Below are 22,013 nucleotides of genomic sequence, written 5' to 3'. Positions count from 1 at the left end.
ACTGCATCTTTCCGATACTGTTTTTACCGGCATAAAAACAGTGTGTTATAAGTGCGCTGGTTTATTGCTCATTACAAAAACAAGCTTGCCGCCGCTGATGATTTCCTGGTGCGTGATGTAATTGCGGTCAAGCTTTTTTCCGTTCAGCAATGCTTCTTTTACATACACATTTTTATCGCTTTGATTTTTTGTTTCGATGGCAAAAGTTTTATTGTTTGCCAGTTGGATTGTAGCACCATCAACAGCCGGGCTTCCCAACGAATACAGATCTGAACCGGGCGCAACCGGATAAAAACCAATCGAACTAAAAATGTACCAGGCACTCATTTGCCCGGTATCGTCGTTGCCGCCCAAACCATCGGGCGTTGGTTTGTACATTTTTGGCAAAATCATGCGGATGCGTTCCTGCGTTTTCCAAGGCTGGTCGGTCCAGTTATACAAGTAGGCCACATGGTGTGAAGGCTCGTTGCCATGCACATAATTGCCGATGATACCGTCGCGCGTAATATCTTCTGTTTCGGCAAAATATTTATCGGGCAAATCCATGGTAAACAAAGAATCCAGGCGGGAAATAAAACGCTTGTTGCCGCCCATCAATTGGATCAATGCTTTTGGATCTTGCGGAACAAAGAAAGTATAGTTCCAGGAATTGCCTTCGATAAAACCCTGGTTATTAGTGGAAAGAGCATCAAAGTTTTTGCGGAAAGTGCTATTCTCCAACTTCGACCGCATAAAACCAACCGAAGCATCATACACGTTTTTATAATTTTCTGACCGTTTGATAAACTCGTTGTAAATATCCGTTTGGTTCAGCTTTTTGGCCATTTGTGCAATCGCCCAATCGTCATACGCGTATTCCAAAGTAGAAGAAACCGAAACGCCGCTTTTGTCATTCGGGATAAAACCTCTGTCCATGTATTCGCCGATGCCTTCATAATCACGCTTTCTGGCCGTGGCAACACAAGCTTCCAACGCTTTTTGTGTGTTAAAAGAAGCATTGCCTTTGATCACGGCATCGGCAATAACGGCAACAGCATGATAACCGGACATGCACCAGTTTTCGTTGCCGGAATTGGACCAAACGGGCAGCATGTGTTCCGGGCTTTGTTCGTAATGTGCCAGTATAGATTTGATCATATCATCATTTCTTTTTGGCTCGATGATATTGAAAAGCGGGTGCAAGGCACGGTAAGTGTCCCACAAAGAAAACGTGGTGTAATTGGTAAAGCCATCGGCCTGGTGCACGTTTTGGTCTAAACCTTTATACTTGCCATCCGCGTCCATATAAATCGTTGGGTTGATCATGGCGTGGTACATAGCCGTATAAAAGTTTTGTTTTTCGGCGATGCTTTTAGATTGAATCGTAATTTTAGAAAGTTCTTTTTCCCAAAGCTGCTGCCCTGCTTCTTTTACCGCATTAAAATCCCAACCCGGAATTTCGGTTTGCATATTGTTCAACGCGCCTTCCATGCTTACCGGCGACAAAGCAAATTTAATTTTGATCTTCTCGCCTGCTTCTGTTTTAAAATCAAAATACGCCCGAAGCTTTTGTGCAGCAATTTCCGGGAAGTTTTTGCTTTGGTTAAATTTCCCCCAAAATCCCCTGTAAACCTCTTTTTTAGAATAATTGCGGTTGCCATAGGCGATAAAGGGCTTAGAAAACTTCATGGCAAAATACAACGTACGGTTTTTGGCCCAGCCGTTGGTTTGGCGGTAACCGGTAACCAAAGTATCGTTTACCACGTGCAGATAAGTCCACACGTTTTTGTCCTCGTAATTATAAATCCCGGCCATCAAATCCAAAATGATATGCGCCTGATCTGATTTTGGGAAAGTATATTGATGGAAACCAACGCGCGTGCTGGTGGTCATTTCGGCCGTGATGTTATAATCATCCAGCTTCACTTTGTAATAATTTGCCGCCGATACTTCGTTTGCATGGGAAAAACTGGAGCGGTAACCACTTCGAGGTTGAGTAGCTGTTCCCGGATTTAGTTTAAGCTGGCCAACCGTTGGCATTATCAAAAAATCGCCCAAATCAGAATGGCCAGTTCCGCTGAAATGCGTGTGGCTGAAACCGGTTATTGTTTTGTCATCGTATTGATAACCAGCACAATATTTATAAACATCGGGATTATATTTGCCGTTTTGCTCGTAGCTGACCGTATCCGTTTCCGGGCTCAACTGCACCATGCCGAAAGGAACCGTGGCGCCGGGATAAGTATGGCCCATCCGTTGCGTACCAATGATCGGTTTGACATATTGAACTAAGTTTGGCACTAATTTTTGCTGGCTAAAAGAAGCATTTGCAGAAGTGCCAAGCAGCACAATCAGGGCTGATTTTAACAAAGGTTTGATACTGTTTTTATAGGGATAATTTTTGATACGGAACGAAACGCTTAGCATTACAGAAATATTTTTATGCTAAAACTAAGTATATATTTTGCTTATCAAAGGCTTTTCTGCGGATATTAATTTTACCGCCAAACAGAAAACTTTCATCAACCATTTGGGTTTGCTGATTAAGTAACAGAACAGGCCTTTAAAAAAGCTAAAAAACTAACCCTAAAAACAGTATGATCACCTTAAACGATGCCCGAAAAATTATAGCTGCTGCCGAAGCAAAGGCACAGGAAATTGGCCAACCGATGAACATTGCCGTAGCCGATGCCGGCGGAAATTTGATTGCGCATGTGCGTATGGATGGCGCATGGCTGGGCAGTATTGATATTTCTATCAAGAAAGCATTTACTTCGCGTGCATTTGATATTAGCACGAAAGATTTGGCCGCAAACTCACAATCCGGCCAGCAGTTTTTTGGGATCCACGCTTCCAACGATGGCAAAGTGATGATTTTTGCAGGCGGCATCCCGCTTAAAAAAGACGGCCAGGTAGTTGGCGCAATTGGCGTAAGCGGCGGTTCCGGAGAGCAGGACCAGAGCGTTGCGGAAGCTGGCGCAGCTGCATTTTAAAGCGAAACCCTGATATCGAAGAAAGCGGCTCCGAATGAATACGGGGCCGCTTTTTGTTTTGAAATTAATGCCAATACTGTTTTTACCGCCTTAAATATTGATTTTTATTTTTGATTAAATTTCTATTCCTTCAACAAAACAAACCCTTTCTTAAGGATTTGCTAACATAAATAATAATTTGTTGTATCTTTGATAAAAATTTGAACTTTGTTAAATTTTAAACGTAAAAAAAAGCGTTTAAGGATTTAAACAACAGGATTATGAAAGATGAACTAATAGACCGGATGAACAAAGAAACGGACCATCAAAGGTTTATCATGGCGGTTTCTGCTTTTGCTTTTGCCGGCCTTATTTTTTTGGCTGCGTTACTCATTTTGAATTCCAAGCATCCGCACCTGATCAATTTAACACAGGTAACCTTAATCAAAAGCTTTTTCCGGAATTTTGGCTAAACCGAGAGCAGTTTTTTTAAATAAAAACCGGCAATGCTTCTTTTACCAGACAAAATTATTGCCGGTAAAAGAAGCATTGCATAACACAATTTACTTTCGTATTTTATTTACAACATACAATAACGCCAGTGCCGCGCCGGCTACGCCAAGTGTTTTGTTCACTCTTTTTTGCGTATACGTTTTTTGGGTAAAGCCGCCCGAAATTTGGTTATAAGTGCCGGTTGGGTGCAAAATATTGCCCGAAGTTATGGGCGCCTCATCGCCCACTTTTAAATAAGTTTCCAATCCTTTCGCTATTCCCCACTCTGCTAAACCTGGCAGAAAAATGTTGCTTAGCTTAACCAGATAAGCCATCGCACCAATTAAAACCGAATCTTGCGGATGTATGGCTAGCTTTACAATGGCACTTGCCACACGCGTGGCCGGATAAACCGGCGGAACAGGTTTTAAAACTTTACCAATGTAATTTCCGGCATGTTTTGTTCCGGGCGTATCTAAGAAAGCAGGAAAAACATCGCAAATATGGATATCCGGAAAACGGTACAGCTCGCCGCGCAAAGCCTCGCTGTAACCTTTGGCGCCAAATTTACTCACGCTGTAACCCACGGCATAAGGAGAAGCCACCCAGCCGCCAACCGAATTCATGTTGATGATCGTTCCTGATTTTTGCTGTTTAAAATAAGGCAAAACGGAGTAAGCGCCATAAATATAACCCAGCAAATTGGTACGGATTACCTGCTCGTGTTCTGCCAGCGGAACGGCGTTAAATTCGCCCATAATGGCTACGCCGGCAATGTTTACCCAAACATCTATTTTTCCGCCAAAAGCTACGGCTGCTTCGGCCAATTTTTGAACGCTTGCGGCATCGGTAACATCGGTTGGAACGGCCAGTGCTTTTGCGCCCAAATGGTTACAAATATCGGCCACTTCCTGCAAAGCGTTTTCCTGCCGTGCGGCCAAAATGATGGTAGCACGGTAACGCGCAAACTCTAAAGCTGTGGCACGGCCAACGCCGCTTGAGGCGCCAGTTATCACTACAACTTGCTGGTTTAAAGGTGTTTTATTGGTTTTTTTGAAAAAGCTGCTCATAAACTTTAATTTTTTTTGCTTGACAAAATGAATTTATGCCGATAAAAGAAGCATTCGAAACGCGGGTTATGCCCTGTTCAAATCGGCATCGGTTGGGTTTAAAATATATTCGGTGTTGGCGTGGCCGTTGTGCAAAACAAACTTCAGCCTTTCTTTCGGAACCGTAATATCAAGCGACATGGCCGCAACCGTTTCCGGGAAATTATCGCGCACAATTTTTAAATCCACACCGGCCGGAACCCGGATTTCGATATCATCTCCGCTGGCTTTGATCTGCCAGTTGGGGATATGCGCGCCTTGAAATAACTCGACCCATTTTTGCTGATACACATTCATCACTTTAATTTTTATTTGTTATTAAAGAGATGAACAGTTCAGAAAGTTTGGCGCAGTTTCAATTTTGATGGAATAATAAAAGTCTGTTGAAATTTCTATCGCAAAAATTTACAGTGCTTCTTTTATGCACATAAATTCTGTGTTTAGATATTGCACCTTATAAACATTATAAAAAAACAATGATTTTTAGGCGGTAAAAGAAGTACGGAAAATAAGTAGGACAAAATTTAAACAGGCTTTAAAAAAAAGGTTGTTTGCTTAACAGTCCATACCGTTACGTATATGCTTATTATCACAAATACAAAATTTACTGTTTACAAAAAACAGCTCTTCTTCAATCAAAGTTGTTCTCTATGTTATCCATTGAAACAGAAATCTTGTTAAAACTTTGTGTCTCTTTGGCTCTATTTTTTTGATGCAACTAAATATAGTTTTGCACCATCATTTATTATGAAAAGCTACCTTGCAATGAGTTTAAACGTTTAGCTATGCAAGATTTAAAAAAACTTTTAAATATCGGCCATCCAATTGTACAGGCACCTATGCTGGGCGTTACCACACCTGCCATGGTCGCCGCTGTTTCTAATGCCGGAGCTTTAGGGTCATTGCCTGTTGGCGGCTTGTCTCCCGACCGAACGCGCGAGCTTATCCATGCTACCAAAGCACTAACAAATCGCCCGTTTGCAGTTAACCTGTTTGCACATGCACCGGCCGGTGAAGTAAATAAAGAGGAAACGGCACTCATGCAGGACTTTCTTGCTGAACTCTGCTTTAACTTTGATATCCCTTACAAACGGCAAGATATAGACACGTTTCGCTTTTATTATTATGAAGATTTAATTGAGGTTATATTAAAGGAAACCATTCCGATAGTAAGTTTTACATTTGGCCGGTTAAAGGCCGAAGCTGTTTCGACTTTAAAGGAAAAAGGCACCATTCTCATAGGTACCGCAACAAGTGTGGCTGAAGCAAAGGCATTGGCGCAGTCTGGTGTTGACAGTTTAACGGTACAAGGCATAGAAGCAGGCGGCCATAGAGGTAGCTTTTTACCTGATCATTCTTTGCCCCAAATAGGGCTATTTTCCCTGTTACCGCAAGTGGCCGATGAGGTAGGCTTGCCAATACTGGCAGCAGGGGGCATTTATAATGCCCGGACAATAAAAGCAGCTTTTGCTCTTGGGGCCTCCGGTGTACAAATCGGAAGCTTGTTTATTACTGCTAACGAAAGCGCTGCAAGTGAGGCTTATAAGGAAGCAGTACTGCATGCTCAGGATACATCTACAGTACTCACCCGTGCCTTTTCCGGAAAATGGGCTCGGGGCATACAGAATGAGTTTATGCAGCGGATGGAGGCAAAAAATCTATCAATTCCTTATTATACTTTTCAAAACCAATTAATGAGTTTAGTTCGGTCCCATGCCCATACCCATCAAATTAAAGATTTTATTGCTTTGTGGGCCGGGCAGTCTGCCGGAAAGAGCACGCGGGGCAGTACCCATCAAATTATTGCCAGTTTGATAGATATGATATAAAAAGCAGGACATCAATTTTATGGGCATAAAAGAAGCATCGGCCTAAAAAGTTAAATTAAAGGCAGGTTGAAATTGAACGTAGAACCTTCATTAAATACACTTTTTACCGACATAAAGCCGCCATGCGCTTTGATAATTTCCGAAGAAATGTACAAGCCCATGCCCAAACCGCTGGTTAAATACTTTTTGTCTTCTACCCGGTAAAAGCGTTCAAAAATACGTGCCATCTGCGGTTCAGTTAAGCCAATGCCGCGATCAGTTACCGAAACGTTGACGTAACCGTTCCGCTGTTCGGCATTGATATCGATCGGATGATCATTGTTAGAATATTTTACCGCGTTGCTAATCAGGTTCATCAACACTTGTTCCAACCGTTCAAAATTTCCGGTAACGATAAAATCACCGGTATAACAATTGACAATAAGCGATTTGGGATAAATGTGCGTGGCATTTTCAACACAAGTAATGATTAAATTGCCAAGGTTTAATCTTTCAACGCCGAACTCTAATTTGCCGGCTTGGATCTTGCTTACATCCAGCAGATCGTTCACCAAAGTTTGAAGCTTGTTTAAAGAGTCGTTTGCTTTTTTTACAAAGGTTTTTACGGTAACCGGCAAAACTTCTTTTTGATAAGCCTCAATCAATTGGATATAACCTTTGGCACTGGTTAATGGTGTTTTAAGCTCGTGGCTGGCTATGCTGATAAACTCGTCGCGCTTCTCCATCTCCTTTTTTTGGTCTTCAATATCCGTACCGGTGCCAAACCATTTGATGATTTGCCCGCTTTCGTCTTTAAACGGAATGGCGTGGCCCAAATGCCAGCGGTACTGTCCGTTTTCGGCACCTTTAAATCGGTATTCGATTTCATAAGGCTGGCCGGTTTCTACTGACTTTTTCCAAACTTGGATCGTTTTTTCCAAATCGTCTGGGTGGATCACGTGCTGCCAGCCCCAATCAATGGACTGCTTCACGGTAAGACCTGTATATTGGCACCAGCGTTTGTTAAAATAGTCGGTGCTGCCATCTGGATAGGCCGTCCAAACAATAACCGGAATGTTATCGGCCAGAAACTTAAAATGCTCCTGGCTCATAAACAGGTCTTTGGTGCGTTCCTGAACGATGTTTTCCAGTTCGTTGTTTAGGTTATCTGCATTTTGCCGTGCTTCTTTTAGCTGCTCATTTTGCAGTTTTAACCGGTGTTCTGTTTCTTTTTGTAAAGTAAGATCGGTTAAGATGATGCTTAAAGTTGCTTCTCCATTTAGCGGCAAGGTGTTAAGCGAAAGCAAAAACGGTATTTCCTGCTGGTAAACATTGCTCAGGCTGATCTCGCCTTTGGTTTCTGCCATCCAGCCTCTTTGCATCAAGTACAAAAACCCCTCCCGAAAAGCAGCCGGAACAAAGGTTTCAAACTTTGCGCCAATCACTTTTTCGAGCGGCAAGTTCAGCATCAATGCAAAACGCAAATTGCTGTATAAAACGATGCCTTTCTCATCCAGCGTTACGGCGCCTTCGGCCATTTTTTCGATGAAAACACGATAAGTCTGGTCGGCGCTTTTTAGTGTATAAACTTCGTGCCCGCCGCCTGCTTTCACGATCAAAGCATCAACCTGGCCGGTACGGATGGCTTCAATGGTATCGTTGGCCTCGTCTAATTGCCGCTGCAGTTCCTGGTTTTGGCTGAGCAGTTCCTGGTTGGTTAACACTGTTGACATTTTTTAACCGGCGTTTTCTAATTCCAGGCCTTTCAACACTTTTTTAGTGTCAGACATATCGCCTATCAACCTTCTTACAGGTAGCGGAAACTTTTTTATCAACATGGGCAAAGCAATTATTTGTTCGGCTTGGGCAATCAAAGGTTGTTGGTAAACATCTATAATTTCGAGATCGTACTGGTTTTTCAGATAATGTTCACAAAATTCTTTGGTGTTTATAATTGCACGTAACGAATTAGGCGATGCGCCGGTTACAAATAATTTGAGCTGGTAATGCACGGGTTCTTCATTGTCCGACTGCCCGTTTGTTTGAGGATCCTGGTTCTGGAAACTCATAATACTGCTTTTACCGGCCTGATATTTAAGCCAACCAGTACTTTTTCTTCGTTGGATAGGTCTCCAATAATTTTGCGTATCGGTTCCGGAAATTTTCGCACCAGCGTTGGGATGGCAAAAATCTGGTCGCCTTCGGCAAGCTGCGGCTGTTCGAGCAAATCAATCACTTCGATCTCGTATTTTCCCTGCAAATGCTCTTCGCAATAACGCTTCAGGTTTTTTAATGCCGTAACAGATTTAACCGTTTTTCCGGCAACGTAAAGCCTCAATTCCCAAGTATCTTCTCTTGTTTCCTGCATTTTAATCGGTGCTTCTTTTATCGTTCATATTTCAGTATCGTTACCACCGCGCATCTTGGTCATTTCCCGGCGTGTTTTTTCGGCTACGGCTTTTACCAGTTCTTCTTCCACATACATCCTGTTCAGTTCTTCTTCTGCCGATTCAAATTCGCTTTGCAACGTAGCAATCTTAGCTTCCAAAGCTTTTCGTTTCCGCTCAATTTCCCGGTCTTTCCGGCTTAAACCGTGGTTATAGATCACTTTGCCTGTTTCTTCGTTCATCTGGTGCGTTTCGCGGGCCGAACCGGTCAAAACCCCATCCGGGCCCAGATAAACATTGATCAGATCCAGCCCTTTATCGTTGATCACAAACTCGCGTACCTGGTTGGAATGTCTCATCCCCCTGGATTTCATCATGTACAAACCCCGGTTGCGTTCGCCGTTAAATTCAATATCGCGCACCAGCATCCAGGCATCTACTAACGAAGAAACGCCTTCATCTGTTTGCTCATTTACCACCGTATTTAAAGTAAGCGCGGTAAACATCACGGTAATTTGCTCTTCTTGTAAAAAATCGATCAGCCGGATCAGCATAGATTTTACTTCGCTTACCGAACCAACTGTAACCAGGTTGGTGATCGGGTCCAGGATGACAACTTGTGGTTTGAGTTTTTTAATTTCTTTGTGGATGGCCAGCAAATGCATTTCCAAGCCGTTTAAAGTTGGGCGCGAAGCACGGAAATGAAGCAAACCGCTATCTACATATTTTTGCAAGTCCAAACCGATGGAAAGCATATTTCGCATGATCTGGCTTGGCGATTCCTCAAAAGCAAAATAAATACACTTGTCGCCGCGCTTGCAGGTTTCGTTGGCAAAATAACTGGCAATACTGGTTTTACCGGTTCCGGCCGTTCCGGAAACCAAAATGCTGCTGCCACAGAAAAAACCTTGTCCGCCAAGCATATCGTCCAACTGCGGGATTCCGGAAGAAATCCTTTCCGAAGAAACCTCTTTGTTTAATTTAAGCGCTGTTATCGGTAAAACAGAAATGCCTTCCTCGTCAATTAAAAACGGATATTCATTGGTGCCATGTAAAGTGCCGCGGTATTTAACAATCCTTAACCTTCGGGTAGAAATCTGGTTGCTAACGCGATGGTCCAGCAAGATCACACAATCAGAAACATATTCTTCTAAACCCTGACGTGTTAACGTTCCGTCTCCTTTTTCGCCGGTGATGATGGCCGTTACGCCTTTTTCTTTTAACCATTGAAAAAGGCGGCGCAGTTCGGCCCGTAAAATACTGGGGTTGGATAAGCCGGAGAACAGGTTTTCAATCGTATCTAAAACTACACGTTTGGCGCCAATGCTGTCAATGGCGTAACCCAAACGGATAAATAAACCATCCAGATCGTATTCGCCGGTTTCTTCAATTTCACTGCGCTCAATGTGTACATGGTCTATCCTGATCTTTTTTTCGGCTTGCAACTGTTGCAAATCGAAGCCTAAAGAAGTAACGTTCATGGCCAGCTCTTCTGCCTTTTCTTCAAAAGACATAAAAACGCCCGGCTCGTTAAATTCCATTGCGCCGCGAATAATAAACTCAACAGAAAAAAGTGTTTTGCCCGAGCCGGCTTCGCCGCAAATAAGTGTTGGCCTTCCTTTCGGTATGCCGCCGCCGGTGATGTCGTCCAATCCGGTTATTCCGGTTGGTGCTTTGGGTAAAGTTTGGGTAGTACTAAATTGGTTTTGATTAAACATTCTATTTTAAAGAAATGATTGATTTTACAGAAATGGTTTTAAAGGTAGCAAAATTCTGAAAAACCAAAATGCCAGCCTTGATAATTTCCACGATACTTCTTTTACCGGCATAAAATAGGGCTTTTTAAAGCCTGGGAACTACTTTTTAACTTTTAATACTGATTTACGAAAACAAAACCGATTGGTTACGCCTTTTACTTTTTCAACATAAAAACAGATATATCCAATGAAAACGAACGATGAAATAATCAGCGATTTAAACAGCTTGGTAAACATCCTTAACGATGGCAAAAAAGGCTATGATTCTGCCGCAGAAACAACAGATTCTTTAGAACTGAAAGCCATCTTTGAAAAAGATTCTATAGAACGTGCTGCTTATGCTGCCGAACTGAAAGCCCACATTAAAGTACACGGCGGCAACGAAGACGATAACGAAAGCGGTGGCTTGTTAGGCGCAGTACACCGTGGTTGGATTGATATCAAACAAGCTTTTACCGGCAACAACAACAAATCTATTTTGGAAGCGATCGAAACCGGCGAAAAATCGGCCATCGAAAAATATGATGGTTTTATTGCAGATTATACAGATCATGCCGACCATTTAGCTTTGTTGCAAAAACAACGCAACGGCATCCAGCAGGATTTGAACCAGATCGAATCTTTAAAATCACAATTCAGCTAAGACCAATTTTTGGCCGATAAAAAAAGCATTGCTGCTACCGGCAATGCTTTTTTTATGCCTGCTTTTTTTGGCTGCCTTTTCAATTTTAGGGCGATAAAAGAAGCATTACCAAGCAAAAACCTTTATCTTTCGGCCTCAAAAACCAAATTCAGCAAAACGCTTACGGTTTGGTTTTAATTTAAAAATCAAAAAAACTTTGTCCCTGCGCTATGCAATTGCCTTTTGTTAATGGTCAAAACCCTGGTAAACGTGTTAAAATTTTCACCTGGCACATCCACGGCACTTACTTATATTACTTGTCTTTAGGCGATTACGAAATCTATATCCCAATAAGCAAAGAACCAAAACCAGGTTATGTTGGCCGCGGAACCACGTTTCCCTTTGGGGAAAATGTGCACGAAGTTGACGAGCAGGAAGTAAAAAACCTGGAACTGGACTGCATCCTTTTTCAAACCAAAACAAATTATTTAGAAAACCAATACGAAACGCTTTCGGCCGAACAACGCGAACTGCCCAAAATTTATCTGGAGCACGACCCGCCGCAAGACGTTACGCCTTATACCAAACACATTGTTACCGATAGCCGCATTTCTTTGGTCCACGTTACCCATTTTAACAGTTTGATGTGGGACAACAACAACCTGCCTTTTACCGTGATTGAACATGGCGTTGAAGTGCGCACCGTTCCTTATTCCAGTGAGTTGGAAAGAGGCATTGTGGTGATCAACAACATTGAAAGAAGAGGACGGCGGTTGGGGCTGGATGTTTTTTTGGAAGTGCAAAAACATGTTCCGATAGATTTGGTGGGAATGGGCGCCGAAAGGTTAGGTTTAGGCGAAGTGCTGCACCCGGAACTGCCGGAATTTTTGAGCCGTTACCGTTTCTTTTTCAACCCGATCCGTTTTACAAGTTTGGGTTTGGCCGTTTGCGAAGCGATGGTGATGGGCATTCCGGTGGTTGGTTTAGCCACCACAGAATTGGCTTCCGTCATCAAAAACGGAGAAACCGGAATTATCCATACTGATATTAATTACCTCATCAACGCCATGAAAGATTTGCTGGCCAACCCCGAAAAGGCAAAACAAATTGGCGCGGCCGGACAAGCAATGGCCAAAAAACGTTTTGATATCAAACGATTTAATGCCGATTGGCTGCGTGTTTTTAACCAAGCCATCAGCAAAAACCAACCATCAAAAATAGTATTGTAAAAGAAGCATTGCTTGTTACTTTTACAGCATCAAAATTTAATATAAAATCAACTCAAAAAATGGAAAAATTACAAGGCAAGGTTGCCTTAATCAGCGGCGGTGCGCAAGGGCTGGGGCAGCAAATTTGCTACCAGTTGGCCGAAGCCGGTGCAACAGTTATTGCAGGCGACATCCAGGAAGAAAAAGCAGCCGGAACCGTTAAAACCATCACTGAAAAAGGCGGCAAAGCAGTTGCCATGCGCCTGGATGTGAGCAGCGAACAATCTGTTAAAGAAACGATTGCTAAAATTAAAAGCGAATACGGCAAATTGGATATCCTGGTAAACAATGCCGGTATTGATTTTACCAAATCCATCCTGGAACTTTCTGTTTCTGAGTGGGATGCCGCTTTTGCCGTAAACTTACGCGGGCCGTTTTTAATGTCGAAATTTGGTTTGGAGGTAATGTCCGAACAAAAATCCGGCAATATTATCAATATTGTTAGCACAGCTTCTTTGCGCGCCTGGACGGAAGCTTCTGTTTACCACGCTTCTAAATGGGGTTTGCGCGGCTTTAGTCATGCTTTGTTTACAGAAGCCCGCAAAGTAAATGTAAAAGTTACCGCCATTATTGCCGGCGGCATGAGCACACCTTTCTTGCTGGATCGTTTCCCGGATATCCCGCCACAAAATTTACAGGATCCAAAAAACGTGGCTACCAAAATCCGTTATATCATTGAGGATGATACCGATACTGTTGTTCCCGAAATTTTAATCCTTCCTTTAATGGAGACAAGCTGGCCATAAATTTAGGCGGTAAAAGAAGTATGGATTGTCATGCTTCTTTTACCACCCTTTTTTTATTATCAACTTAAAAAAACTACCGATAAAAACAGTATGACGAAGAGCAGGCACGAGGAAACTATGAATTACTTTAACCAATTAAAAGTGTTGGTAATTGGTGATTTGGTAATGGATATTTACCTAAAAGGCGAAAGTTTCCGGCTTTCGCCGGAAGGGCCTGTGCCGGTGGTTACCATTTCCGGCCGCGAAGAAATTCCGGGCGGAGCAGCAAACGCAGCGATCAATTTAAAAGCTTTGGGCGCACAAGTAAGCTTTTTGGCCATTGCCGGTGATGATAAAGATGGCGACAAAGCCTGCAACTTTATGGAAAAGGCGGGAATTAATTGTGATGCGATTGTTCGGGAACCTTTCAGGACAACAGTTACCAAAACTCGCTTGGTTTCTAACGGACAATTGTTGAGCCGCTTTGATTGCGGTTCTCAAAACCCGCCTTCTGCTGATTCTGAGCAAAAGATATTTCAGTATTTGCAAAACCATTACCATCAGTTTGATGCCGTGGTTTTGGGCGATTACAAAGCCGGTTTATTTACACCTGCTTTAATTGAGTTTTTGCAGCAAATTCAGCAGCAATCTCCTGCGTATTTAGCGTTGGATTCTAAAAACCTGCCTTTGTTTACGCCGTTGCAGCCTTCTGTTGTAAAACCGAATTATGTTGAAGCAATCAGTTTGCTAAACCTGCAATCAATTAGCAGCAACCGGGTTGAACAATTAAAAAATTACGGCCCAACTTTATACCGGCTTACCGGTGCCGAACATATCACCCTAACCTTGGATGAAGAAGGTTCGATGCTGTTTGAAAAAGGGGAATACATTCACCACACGCCTGCTTATGCCGTGGAAACGCCGCATGTTGTTGGTGCCGGTGATACTTTTATCAGCACGTTTACTTTGGCACAATGTTCTGGTGCTGACAGTATTCAGGCTGCCGAACTGGCCACTGCCGCAGCAACGGTTGCCATTCGTAAAACAACGACGGCGCCTTGCTACTTTTCGGAGTTGAAAGCGTTTTTCTCTACCCAAAACAAATACGTTTCTGATACGCAGGAACTGGAAGAGCTTTGCAAATTTTACCATCAGCAAGGCAAAAATCTGGTGTTTACCAACGGCTGCTTTGATATTTTGCATTCCGGTCACGTGAGTTACCTCAACCAGTCTAAAAATTATGGCGATGTTTTGATCGTTGGTTTGAACAACGATGACAGTATTCGCCGGTTAAAAGGATCAACCCGGCCAATTAATGAATTGAGCGATCGCGTTTTGGTACTTTCGGGTTTAAGTTCGATTGACCATATTGTTCCGTTTGGTTCTGCGGAAGATGATACGCCTTCCGCTTTGATCCGCGCAGCAAAACCCCAATACTACATCAAAGGCGGCGATTACAACCTACAAAACCTGCCCGAAGCCAAAGTGGTAGAAGAAGTTGGCGGACAAGTTGCTTTTATTCCTTTAGTGCCCGATCACTCAACCACCAACATGATCAAAAAAATCAATGCGGATGCGAAGCTGTTGAAGGTGAGTTAGTTTTTTGTCGCTTTGCCATCTCGATGCAAGAGGAACTTTCATCAAAGTAGTTTTCTTGTACGTTCTTTTTTCTTGATAAAAAAGAACCAAAAAATCAAGAATGCCGGATCGCCTCCGGGCGGCATTCCTCCCACCGCTCCTGGGTGACTACCTTTCACGTTTATTACCTCCATTATAAAAAAATCATGCTTCTTTTAGCACATAAAAATTATAGTGCTAAAAGAAGCATTTATTCTGATCGAAAAAACTCTGGCGCGTTCACTTCCCTATTAACCAAAGTGGTGGGCAATTCCAAATGGTAACCACCGGAAGGCAGCAATCCAAAACCGCCATATTTCCGCATCAGTTTTTGCTGGATGTAAACTTCCTCGCCGCAATGTTCTTCGGGCAGTTGTTCCCAAAAAGTAAAGCCGCCGTTTTCACGCAGTTTTTGCGTATCGTACAAAATACAACCGCCAACCCAGGCAATTTTATATTTCTGCTGATTTTCCGGTTTGATGTTTAATTCCTGGCCAACGTGCATAATATTGGCGGCACTATGCACGTGGTGCCGTTTCCATTCGGGCGTGTTGGGTTGAATATTTTCTGGTTGAACTGCTTCTTTCCAGAACTCAATCTGCTGCTGGTGCGGGCGGAAATCATCGCGGTAACTCAAACCAATCGGCATCATCCCAACAAATCCGGCATTTTCTTCGTCCAGCGCTTTTACCATTCTTCCGATCACATCCGGTTCCAAAATAATATCATCGTCCAGATAAAGCGAATATTCGCCCGAACTCTGGTTCAGCAAAAACTGCCGCTGCTGCGCAATGCCTTTTTTTGGCAGGTTTTGTTTGATGGTTAAAGGCGTTTGGTGCAAGTCGAAAATCCGTTGCAGCGTTTGGATCACGCCGTCGTTTCCGGTAAAATGATCGCTTTGATCTGCAACCACCACTTCAAAATCTTTAAAATCTTGTGCAGTTAAAGCAGTTAAAGTGGCCACCAAAGCCGTAAGCCGGTTATAGGTTGGGATTAAAACAGATACTTTCATATATAATTGCTTGATGATACGGACAATGCCTCGGCTTCTTGCGGCCAACTATTGGTTTCTTTCAGCAAATCAAACGCTGCTATTTTTACTTGTTCAACCGTGATGCCATCTACAAAAGAAACTTCGTGGTTGCAATCCGTATCTTTTTTTCCGGAATCAGGGCCGGTGATGTTTTTGCCGCAAATTGGGCAAATGATCATCCAGGACAACAATGTGCGGTTGGTGGTTAAGGTAAACGGTGGACTGGTGATGACGTTGCCGCACCAATATGTGGCTACGGTTGGCGTTTTTAATGCGCGCGCCAAATGCAACGGGCCGGTATCGTTAGAAATCAACAGTTTAGAAACAGACAGCAATCCGGTTAAACCGGCCAGCGATATTTTTCCGCAGAAATCAATTACCTGCTGTTCTTGTGTCCTGTTTTTTATCACGGCATTGGTTACTTCCCGTTCCCAATCGCTCCCGGTAATGATGACGGTAAAACCGGTTTCGATCAAAAAATCAGCAACGGCAGCAAAGTTTTGGGGCGACCAGCGACGGCGTAAATCCGTAGCACCGGGATGAATTACGATGAGTTTTTTTTGCTGATAATCAGGAATTAAAGCTGCAATTTCGTCCAGATCAGAAGGAATGGATTCAAACTCCGGCTCAAACCGGGCTGTTTTTGCACCGGCTTTTGATACGACTTCCAAGTATCGCAACGGCTCGGCAAAGTACATGATATACGGCACGTTTACGTCTAACGGCGGCGCACCTGCAGCCTGCAAACCAATGCTTTTTTTAGCGCCCAAACGTTTGGTAAACGGGTTGGAATTGCCGCCACCGCCATGAAACTGAAACGCCAGATCAAAATCTTCGGCTTGCATTTCGGCAAAAAACTGGTCTAACTGCGCTTCGTCCCGCTGGTAATCATAAGCTGCGCCAACGCCGGGATAAGGCGGAACAACAATCACGCGATCAATCAAACCCGGCCTTTTTTCCAAAAACTCCTGGTGCCAGGCTTTGCCAAAATACACAATTTCGACACCCGGAAAAGTTTCTTTTAAAGCGCGTATCGCCGGCAAAACAAAAATAAAATCGCCCAGCGCGTTGGCCCTTACAATGGCTATTTTTTTAACGGTTTCCAATTTTGTGGATGCTTCTTTTATCGGTATTTATTTGTTGGATATGCACAAACCAACCAGTTCAGTTTTAGCCAGAATGTGTCCTTCCGCAGCTTTTTCTACCACGGTTTTGTCGGATGCTTTTGGGATATCCAAAACGGTATCCAACGCTGTCAAGGTAAATAAATAAGTGTGCGTGCCGGAGAAATATTTCGGACAAGGGCCTTCGTAACCAAAGCTTTTGTTGTTGGCCAAACCTTCGGTTGCACCTTCGGGAATTTCGTTTTGTTTGATTTCGGTTACCGTTGGCGGGATGTTGAACAGCAGCCAGTGAATCCATGGAATGGGCGTTGCATTGGTGTCTTCCAAACTCAAAATCAGGCTTTTAGTTCCTACGGGAACGTCGTGGAAATACAAAGGCGGGTTGATGTTTTCGCTCAGGCAGGTAAATAATTCTGGAAATTCCTGGTTCGGTTCGAAAATGCTTTTTAAGATCATATGCTTCTTTTATAGGGATAAAATTGAGGTTATAAATTTGTTTTAAGTGTGAAAAATAGTGCTGGCGGTTTCATTAATCACCTCCAGTTTTTTGTTGGCGATTACTTTTTTGAAAAAACCGATGAGTTCGTCCACATGCGTATCAAACGAAAACAATAGCCGCTTTTGCCAAACGTTTTGCCGCAGTTGCTGCATTAACTCCTGGTTGCGCAGTTGTTTGCTCAGTTCCTCCGCCGTATCAAAAAACAAACCCAAATCCAGGTTTTGGATGATGGATTGCGTGGCCACGATATGGCCGAAATTATCGCGCTGCAACATGGGCAAACCGGCCGTAGCTAAAGTGGCCATTCGCGCCGGATAATTGAGGTCGTCCCAGTTGGCGCGCATCAGTTCGCCGTTGTTCTCACTTTTGAAGAAATGCAGCCAGCCGGCATCGTATTGCGAAAACTCTTTTACCCAATGGTGCTGCGTTACGTTTGGATGGATGTGCAGAAAGCCGGGCGCCATTTTTTGGGTTTTGATAATCCACTCTTTCCATTGCCCGTGCGTGAAATCGCCATAAAAATGGACGTGGATTTTGTATTCCGCCAGTTTAACAACCGTATGCGGATGCAAACCAATTGGCCGGCCCGGAACAACCGTATGCAATTCGCCGTCTTGCTCCGAAAGCCGCGGCGATAATTCTTCTTTAAACCATTCTTTTTTTGGCAAATCTCCGTCTAAAACCAAAGCGGTTTCGGCAGAAGTTTTGGGCAGAAATTGTAAAAACCAATCGCGCATTTCGGGGCTGGTATAAATCTGGCCGTCGGATTTAGTGTACAAATCCATCAACTGTGGCCAAGTACCCTTTTCCAGACAGATGAACGGCCCTTCTTTAAAATTCCAGACAAAAGGAACGCCTGTATTCGCCATTAAAACTTTGTGAGCAATCGGAACGGCCTGCCAGTTGAGCAGTGCGTAAATGATATCCGGCTTAATTTCGGCCAAAGTTTGCTGCCAGTTTTCGTATGGAATGTCCTGCACGTTGCCAAAAGGAAGCGGGCCAACCGTGTTGTACCAATACGGATCGCGCATCCACAAACCGTATAGTTTGTGACCTTGCTCTTCCAGCGCCATCACGCGTTCGGAGTTGTAAGCCAGCTCGCCAACCAACACTATTTTTAGGCCGGTAAAAGAAGCATCAGCACGTTTTTGCTGAAAAGGCTGGTAATAATCGGCTTCATCAATAAAATTTCCCACCGTGGTATGGAAACGCAACGGGTGTTTTACATTGTAATAGAGTTTGTAAGGGTTGATGCCGCCAATGGGTTCCTGAATGATTTTGTAACGCTGCTGCGGATGGTCAACCCACTCGCAACTAACTTTTTCTGTTCCAACAAATGCTCCTTTTGCGGCTAATTTATTCCAAAACATGCGGTCTAAATCATCGGTAACCAATTCCCGGCGTTCCATCCAGCGGTCTTCGGTTTTGCGGTGAAGGCATTGCACCAACTGCAGCCAGAAACCTTCCAATTTTCCGGTTATAGTTCGATTGTAATGATGGCGGATCCCGGAAAAAGCCAGAACAGCCTCCGGGTTTTCGTTGAGTTTATCCACTAACGATTGCAAATGCTCTTTGTAATAAACATCATCGGCAGGCAAATAAGCAATTAAATGATGTTGCGCTTTTGCCAAACCGATGTTTAAAGCAGCGCCGAGACCGATATTTTCTTCGTTTTCAAAATAATTCAAGCGATGATCGGCGAGATAAGGAGCGATAATATTTTGCAAATCATCGGTCGAGCCATCATTGATAATCACCAGTTGCCAATCGGTAAAAGTTTGGCGCAGAAGGCTTTCGATAGCGCGGGCAATAAAACGGGCCTGATTGTAAACCGGCATCAAAACGGTAATGCTTCGTTTAGCGTCATTTTCACTCATGGTTTGCTAAACTACAATTTATGTTTAAATGTTTGTGCTTGTGGGATAGTTAGGTTTAATTCGATGTTGTATTTTTTATTTTAATGCTTCTTTTATGCAGTAAAAGTTTGTGCTTTATGGTTTTGGCTTTAGCCCAAATATTAACCCGAATTATTCCTTCAACCCCAAACCACTAATATAACCTGCATTTGGCGTACAGTTTTCAAACAAACAATTCTTCAATAAATCGTTTAAGGCTTGCTCAATCAAAGCCCGGTTTGCAGGCGCAGCTTTACGGATTTCGGCAAAAGTTGTGCGCGGTTTTTGCGTATAAACGATGAGCGAATCGTAACCGGCCGGTTGCTTAAACTGCACGATACTGCTTTTAGCATCCATTTTTTTGTAAGGCCAATAGTTCCAGCCGATGTTGTTTTTTTCCAGCAACTCGCGAAAGCCTTTGATCCATTCGTCGTTGTTTTCGCCGGTTTCGCCAATGTAAATGGGTACGTTGTTTTTGTTGCGGAAATCAATGTATTTCTGGATCACTTCCTGCTTCACATCCGTCCAATAGGTATGGAAAGTGTAAACCAATTTGCTGTCAAACGACGGCCCGAAAACGGAGAAATTACCGTCCCACTGCGCACCGCCCAAAAAGATCAAATGGTTTTTATCAACGGTACGAATGGCCGAAGTAATTTTTTTATAAAGCGGTTCGAGGAGCGGATTTAATTTAGCGGTATCAAAATAATGGGCAATCGGTTCGTTCAGCAAATCGTAGCCCATCACAATCGGTTCGTTTTTGTAACGTGCGGCAATTTTTTTCCAGATGCTGATGGTCAAATCCTGACTTACTTCGCTTTCAAACAAAAACGGATAGCCGTAATCATCCGCAATGTTGTCGCCGGTTTGTCCGCCTGGCGCGGCGTGCATATCCAAAATCAAATACAAACCTTCCTTTTTGCTCCAGCCAATCAACTTATCCAACAAAGCAAAACCACGGTTTTCATCGGTTGCGCCAAGATAAGTTTCGTTGGTAAAAAGCCTATAATTGAACGGAACACGAATACAATTCATGCCCGTACTTTTTAGGTAATGGATGTCGGCTTCGGTAACGTAGCTGTTTAAATATTTCTCCCAAAAATCTTTTGTTTTATCCGGGCCGATGGCTTCTGTAATCGCTTCGTTAATCAACCGCGGCGAAGAAACATCTTTAAACTTAAACATGTAGCCTTCGGGCACCATCCAATTGCCCAAGTTGGTGCCTTTGATCAGCATTGGTTTGCCATTGGCATCTATAATTTCTTTTCCTTTTACGGTGATAAATTTTTGTTGTGCATTTGTTTTTAAACCAAATGAAGCAAAGCTGAAAACCAGCAGAAAAGATAGGAAATTACGCATTATATTTTAATTTAATAAAGCAGCATAAACCGGTGCTGTTTGATAAATAATAAAACTGTTTATAAAAATTGATATGCTCGGAAAACATTTTTAAAGGTGCAACTTATTTAACAAATTGCACTTTTTGAGCGATAAAGAAAACACTGATTTTTTGCCGGTAAAAACAGCATCGGCAAAAATCAAAAAACCAGCAAACGCCAAAACGGGTAACTTGTAACGACTTTGCTAAAAACAAAACCATCAAAAATTAGTGGTAAACAAAGTATCATCAAAAATGCCTTGATTGCTAATCACATTATTTAACCATATATGCGCGGCTTAAAAACAATCCTGTTCCTGTTCATCTCCAACACCTTCATGACGTTTGCCTGGTACGGCCACCTCAAATTTAAAGACTACTCCTGGGGCAAAAATTTGGGTTTGTTTGCTATCATCGTTATCAGTTGGGGCCTGGCTTTTTTTGAATATCTGTTTCAGGTGCCAGCCAACGAAGGTGGTTTTAAAGAAAATGGCGGCCCGTTTAATTTGGTCCAGCTTAAAACCATCCAGGAAGCCATTACGCTTACCGTTTTCATGATTTTTACGTTGCTGTTTTTTAAAACCGAGAAGCTGGGCTGGAACCATTTGGTTGGTTTTGGTTTGATTGTGGCCGCGGTATTTGTGATTTTTAAAAAGTGGTGATTATTTTGGATTTAAGGATTGGAAATTGATTTCACAGATTAATGCTTCTTCAACACTAAAAATATAGTGGTAAAAGAAGCATGTGCATTTTTCCTAAATCAATTTTATCCTTCTGATTTTACTGCCCAACATTTCTTGGATCTGCCTTGCTTTTTAACTCGTATTGCTGCGGAGGTGTAGCACCCAATAAATTTTTCACAAAGTAATCCCAACGGCGGCGTGTCATGTAGTTGGAAAACTCGCCGTAACCGTGCCTGCTGTTTGGGAAAACCACCAAATCAAAATCTTTATTGGCCTTGATCAACGCATTAACAACCAGCATTGTGTTACTTGGCGGCACGTTGTCGTCCATTAAACCGTGGGCCAGCAGCAGTTTACCTTTCAGGTTTTTGGCGTAGGTTTCGTTGGCGTGGGCAGCATAATCCGAATTGACCGCTAAACCGTCGTAGCGTTCGCCCCAGTCGTCCTCATAATTACGGTTGTCGTGGTTGCCAGATTCTGAAATGCCGACTTTAAAGAAATCCGGATAGCGGAACATAGCCGTAGCCGTTGCAAAACCACCGCCCGAATGTCCCCAGATCCCAACTTTGTTTAAATCCAAATAAGGATATTTTTGCGCCAATTGTTGGATGCCGGTAACCTGGTCGGGCAAGGTATTTTCGGACATATTGCCGTAACTCATATCG

21 protein-coding genes are annotated in these 22,013 nt (G+C 43.1%); 8 read left to right on the top strand and 13 right to left on the bottom strand.

Annotated features, from left to right (window positions below; translation table 11 throughout):
- Window positions 1-45: 45 nt before the first annotated feature.
- Window positions 46-2,406, bottom strand: a complete 2,361-nt coding sequence (locus Q0192_RS16745; protein WP_299291264.1) for a GH92 family glycosyl hydrolase — start codon at window positions 2,404-2,406, stop codon at window positions 46-48.
- A 170-nt stretch (window positions 2,407-2,576) separates the two neighbouring features.
- Between Q0192_RS16745 and Q0192_RS16740 the strand changes: the two genes are divergently transcribed.
- Together Q0192_RS16740 and Q0192_RS16735 are read left to right on the top strand one after the other, a co-directional pair.
- On the top strand, window positions 2,577-2,972 hold the full coding sequence (locus Q0192_RS16740; RefSeq protein WP_299291262.1) for a heme-binding protein: 396 nt from the start codon (window positions 2,577-2,579) through the stop codon (window positions 2,970-2,972).
- Between the two features lie 260 nt (window positions 2,973-3,232).
- Window positions 3,233-3,424 carry a hypothetical protein gene (locus Q0192_RS16735; RefSeq protein WP_299291260.1) on the top strand — a complete coding sequence of 64 codons (192 nt, stop codon included), beginning with the start codon at window positions 3,233-3,235 and terminating at the stop codon, window positions 3,422-3,424.
- 90 nt (window positions 3,425-3,514) lie between these two features.
- Here Q0192_RS16735 and Q0192_RS16730 read toward each other — a convergent pair whose 3' ends face one another.
- Window positions 3,515-4,513, bottom strand: coding sequence for an SDR family oxidoreductase (locus Q0192_RS16730; protein WP_299291258.1), 999 nt, complete (start codon window positions 4,511-4,513; stop codon window positions 3,515-3,517).
- Between the two features lie 66 nt (window positions 4,514-4,579).
- On the bottom strand, window positions 4,580-4,849 hold the full coding sequence (locus tag Q0192_RS16725) for a hypothetical protein (RefSeq protein ID WP_299291256.1): 270 nt from the start codon (window positions 4,847-4,849) through the stop codon (window positions 4,580-4,582).
- 488 nt (window positions 4,850-5,337) lie between these two features.
- Here Q0192_RS16725 and Q0192_RS16720 point away from each other — a divergent pair, with 488 nt between their 5' ends.
- Window positions 5,338-6,381 (top strand): nitronate monooxygenase, encoded by a 1,044-nt coding sequence (locus tag Q0192_RS16720; RefSeq protein WP_299291253.1) that lies wholly within the window; start codon window positions 5,338-5,340, stop codon window positions 6,379-6,381.
- Window positions 6,382-6,431: 50 nt separating this feature from the next.
- On the opposite strand, the gene Q0192_RS16715 is transcribed toward Q0192_RS16720, so the two are convergent.
- Genes Q0192_RS16715 through kaiC form a run of 4 tightly spaced genes read right to left on the bottom strand, consistent with a single transcriptional unit; the run spans window position 6,432 to window position 10,465 of the window.
- A complete protein-coding gene (locus Q0192_RS16715; protein ID WP_299291250.1) occupies window positions 6,432-8,093 on the bottom strand; it encodes an ATP-binding protein in 1,662 nt (553 codons plus the stop codon).
- 3 nt (window positions 8,094-8,096) lie between these two features.
- Complete coding sequence (locus Q0192_RS16710; RefSeq protein ID WP_299291248.1) at window positions 8,097-8,429, bottom strand: circadian clock KaiB family protein; 333 nt, start codon at window positions 8,427-8,429, stop codon at window positions 8,097-8,099.
- Window positions 8,426-8,728 (bottom strand): circadian clock KaiB family protein, encoded by a 303-nt coding sequence (locus Q0192_RS16705; protein ID WP_299291246.1) that lies wholly within the window; start codon window positions 8,726-8,728, stop codon window positions 8,426-8,428. Before Q0192_RS16705 ends, Q0192_RS16710 begins: the two co-directional genes overlap by 4 nt.
- A 24-nt stretch (window positions 8,729-8,752) precedes the next feature.
- Window positions 8,753-10,465 (bottom strand): circadian clock protein KaiC, encoded by a 1,713-nt coding sequence (gene kaiC, locus Q0192_RS16700; protein ID WP_299291244.1) that lies wholly within the window; start codon window positions 10,463-10,465, stop codon window positions 8,753-8,755.
- Between the two features lie 226 nt (window positions 10,466-10,691).
- On the opposite strand from kaiC, the gene Q0192_RS16695 reads away from it, so the two are divergent.
- The 4 genes from Q0192_RS16695 to rfaE2 all read left to right on the top strand — a co-directional run bounded on the left by Q0192_RS16695 (window position 10,692) and on the right by rfaE2 (window position 14,718).
- Window positions 10,692-11,147: a PA2169 family four-helix-bundle protein gene (locus tag Q0192_RS16695; RefSeq protein ID WP_299291242.1), complete on the top strand. Its 456-nt coding sequence runs from the start codon at window positions 10,692-10,694 to the stop codon at window positions 11,145-11,147.
- 209 nt (window positions 11,148-11,356) lie between these two features.
- A complete protein-coding gene (locus Q0192_RS16690; protein ID WP_299291240.1) occupies window positions 11,357-12,355 on the top strand; it encodes a glycosyltransferase family 4 protein in 999 nt (332 codons plus the stop codon).
- A 59-nt stretch (window positions 12,356-12,414) separates the two neighbouring features.
- Entirely contained in the window at window positions 12,415-13,140 is a 726-nt protein-coding gene (locus Q0192_RS16685) for an SDR family oxidoreductase (RefSeq protein WP_299291238.1), read from the top strand.
- Between the two features lie 90 nt (window positions 13,141-13,230).
- Entirely contained in the window at window positions 13,231-14,718 is a 1,488-nt protein-coding gene (rfaE2, locus tag Q0192_RS16680; protein ID WP_299291237.1) for a D-glycero-beta-D-manno-heptose 1-phosphate adenylyltransferase, read from the top strand.
- A gap of 229 nt (window positions 14,719-14,947) precedes the next feature.
- On the opposite strand, the gene Q0192_RS16675 is transcribed toward rfaE2, so the two are convergent.
- The 5 genes from Q0192_RS16675 to Q0192_RS16655 all read right to left on the bottom strand — a co-directional run bounded on the left by Q0192_RS16675 (window position 14,948) and on the right by Q0192_RS16655 (window position 20,646).
- Entirely contained in the window at window positions 14,948-15,748 is an 801-nt protein-coding gene (locus tag Q0192_RS16675) for a glycosyltransferase family A protein (protein ID WP_299291235.1), read from the bottom strand.
- The gene (locus tag Q0192_RS16670) at window positions 15,745-16,875 is read right to left on the bottom strand and encodes a glycosyltransferase family 9 protein (RefSeq protein ID WP_299291231.1); all 1,131 of its coding nucleotides are present in this window, start codon (window positions 16,873-16,875) and stop codon (window positions 15,745-15,747) included. The genes Q0192_RS16675 and Q0192_RS16670 overlap by 4 nt, the downstream gene beginning before the upstream one ends.
- Before the next feature lie 27 nt (window positions 16,876-16,902).
- Window positions 16,903-17,349, bottom strand: coding sequence for a YbhB/YbcL family Raf kinase inhibitor-like protein (locus tag Q0192_RS16665; protein ID WP_299291229.1), 447 nt, complete (start codon window positions 17,347-17,349; stop codon window positions 16,903-16,905).
- A gap of 42 nt (window positions 17,350-17,391) precedes the next feature.
- A complete protein-coding gene (locus tag Q0192_RS16660; RefSeq protein ID WP_299291227.1) occupies window positions 17,392-19,269 on the bottom strand; it encodes a glycosyltransferase family 2 protein in 1,878 nt (625 codons plus the stop codon).
- A 150-nt stretch (window positions 19,270-19,419) separates the two neighbouring features.
- Window positions 19,420-20,646, bottom strand: a complete 1,227-nt coding sequence (locus tag Q0192_RS16655) for a glycoside hydrolase family 5 protein (RefSeq protein ID WP_299291225.1) — start codon at window positions 20,644-20,646, stop codon at window positions 19,420-19,422.
- A gap of 309 nt (window positions 20,647-20,955) precedes the next feature.
- Between Q0192_RS16655 and Q0192_RS16650 the strand changes: the two genes are divergently transcribed.
- Window positions 20,956-21,327 (top strand): DMT family protein, encoded by a 372-nt coding sequence (locus Q0192_RS16650; protein WP_299291223.1) that lies wholly within the window; start codon window positions 20,956-20,958, stop codon window positions 21,325-21,327.
- A 118-nt stretch (window positions 21,328-21,445) separates the two neighbouring features.
- Here the strand turns inward: Q0192_RS16650 and Q0192_RS16645 are convergent.
- On the bottom strand, window positions 21,446-22,013 hold a 568-nt coding region (locus Q0192_RS16645), incomplete at its 5' end, for a prolyl oligopeptidase family serine peptidase (protein ID WP_299291221.1).

It is taken from the genome of uncultured Mucilaginibacter sp., assembly GCF_937859865.1.
In the GTDB taxonomy this organism is placed as follows: domain Bacteria; phylum Bacteroidota; class Bacteroidia; order Sphingobacteriales; family Sphingobacteriaceae; genus Mucilaginibacter_A.
The sequence above is the reverse complement of the archived record's forward strand: the minus strand, read 5'-3'. Positions and strand labels throughout refer to the sequence as shown.

Excerpts from the sequence above, each read along its gene's own strand:
- Q0192_RS16745 (WP_299291264.1), bottom strand. The coding sequence starts at position 2,406 with ATGCTAAGCGTTTCGTTCCGTATCAAAAATTATCCCTATAAAAACAGT.
- Q0192_RS16740 (WP_299291262.1), top strand. The coding sequence starts at position 2,577 with ATGATCACCTTAAACGATGCCCGAAAAATTATAGCTGCTGCCGAAGCA.
- Q0192_RS16735 (WP_299291260.1), top strand. The coding sequence starts at position 3,233 with ATGAAAGATGAACTAATAGACCGGATGAACAAAGAAACGGACCATCAA.
- Q0192_RS16730 (WP_299291258.1), bottom strand. The coding sequence starts at position 4,513 with ATGAGCAGCTTTTTCAAAAAAACCAATAAAACACCTTTAAACCAGCAA.
- Q0192_RS16725 (WP_299291256.1), bottom strand. The coding sequence starts at position 4,849 with ATGAATGTGTATCAGCAAAAATGGGTCGAGTTATTTCAAGGCGCGCAT.
- Q0192_RS16720 (WP_299291253.1), top strand. The coding sequence starts at position 5,338 with ATGCAAGATTTAAAAAAACTTTTAAATATCGGCCATCCAATTGTACAG.
- Q0192_RS16715 (WP_299291250.1), bottom strand. The coding sequence starts at position 8,093 with ATGTCAACAGTGTTAACCAACCAGGAACTGCTCAGCCAAAACCAGGAA.
- Q0192_RS16710 (WP_299291248.1), bottom strand. The coding sequence starts at position 8,429 with ATGAGTTTCCAGAACCAGGATCCTCAAACAAACGGGCAGTCGGACAAT.
- Q0192_RS16705 (WP_299291246.1), bottom strand. The coding sequence starts at position 8,728 with ATGCAGGAAACAAGAGAAGATACTTGGGAATTGAGGCTTTACGTTGCC.
- kaiC (WP_299291244.1), bottom strand. The coding sequence starts at position 10,465 with ATGTTTAATCAAAACCAATTTAGTACTACCCAAACTTTACCCAAAGCA.
- Q0192_RS16695 (WP_299291242.1), top strand. The coding sequence starts at position 10,692 with ATGAAAACGAACGATGAAATAATCAGCGATTTAAACAGCTTGGTAAAC.
- Q0192_RS16690 (WP_299291240.1), top strand. The coding sequence starts at position 11,357 with ATGCAATTGCCTTTTGTTAATGGTCAAAACCCTGGTAAACGTGTTAAA.
- Q0192_RS16685 (WP_299291238.1), top strand. The coding sequence starts at position 12,415 with ATGGAAAAATTACAAGGCAAGGTTGCCTTAATCAGCGGCGGTGCGCAA.
- rfaE2 (WP_299291237.1), top strand. The coding sequence starts at position 13,231 with ATGACGAAGAGCAGGCACGAGGAAACTATGAATTACTTTAACCAATTA.
- Q0192_RS16675 (WP_299291235.1), bottom strand. The coding sequence starts at position 15,748 with ATGAAAGTATCTGTTTTAATCCCAACCTATAACCGGCTTACGGCTTTG.
- Q0192_RS16665 (WP_299291229.1), bottom strand. The coding sequence starts at position 17,349 with ATGATCTTAAAAAGCATTTTCGAACCGAACCAGGAATTTCCAGAATTA.
- Q0192_RS16660 (WP_299291227.1), bottom strand. The coding sequence starts at position 19,269 with ATGAGTGAAAATGACGCTAAACGAAGCATTACCGTTTTGATGCCGGTT.
- Q0192_RS16655 (WP_299291225.1), bottom strand. The coding sequence starts at position 20,646 with ATGCGTAATTTCCTATCTTTTCTGCTGGTTTTCAGCTTTGCTTCATTT.
- Q0192_RS16650 (WP_299291223.1), top strand. The coding sequence starts at position 20,956 with ATGCGCGGCTTAAAAACAATCCTGTTCCTGTTCATCTCCAACACCTTC.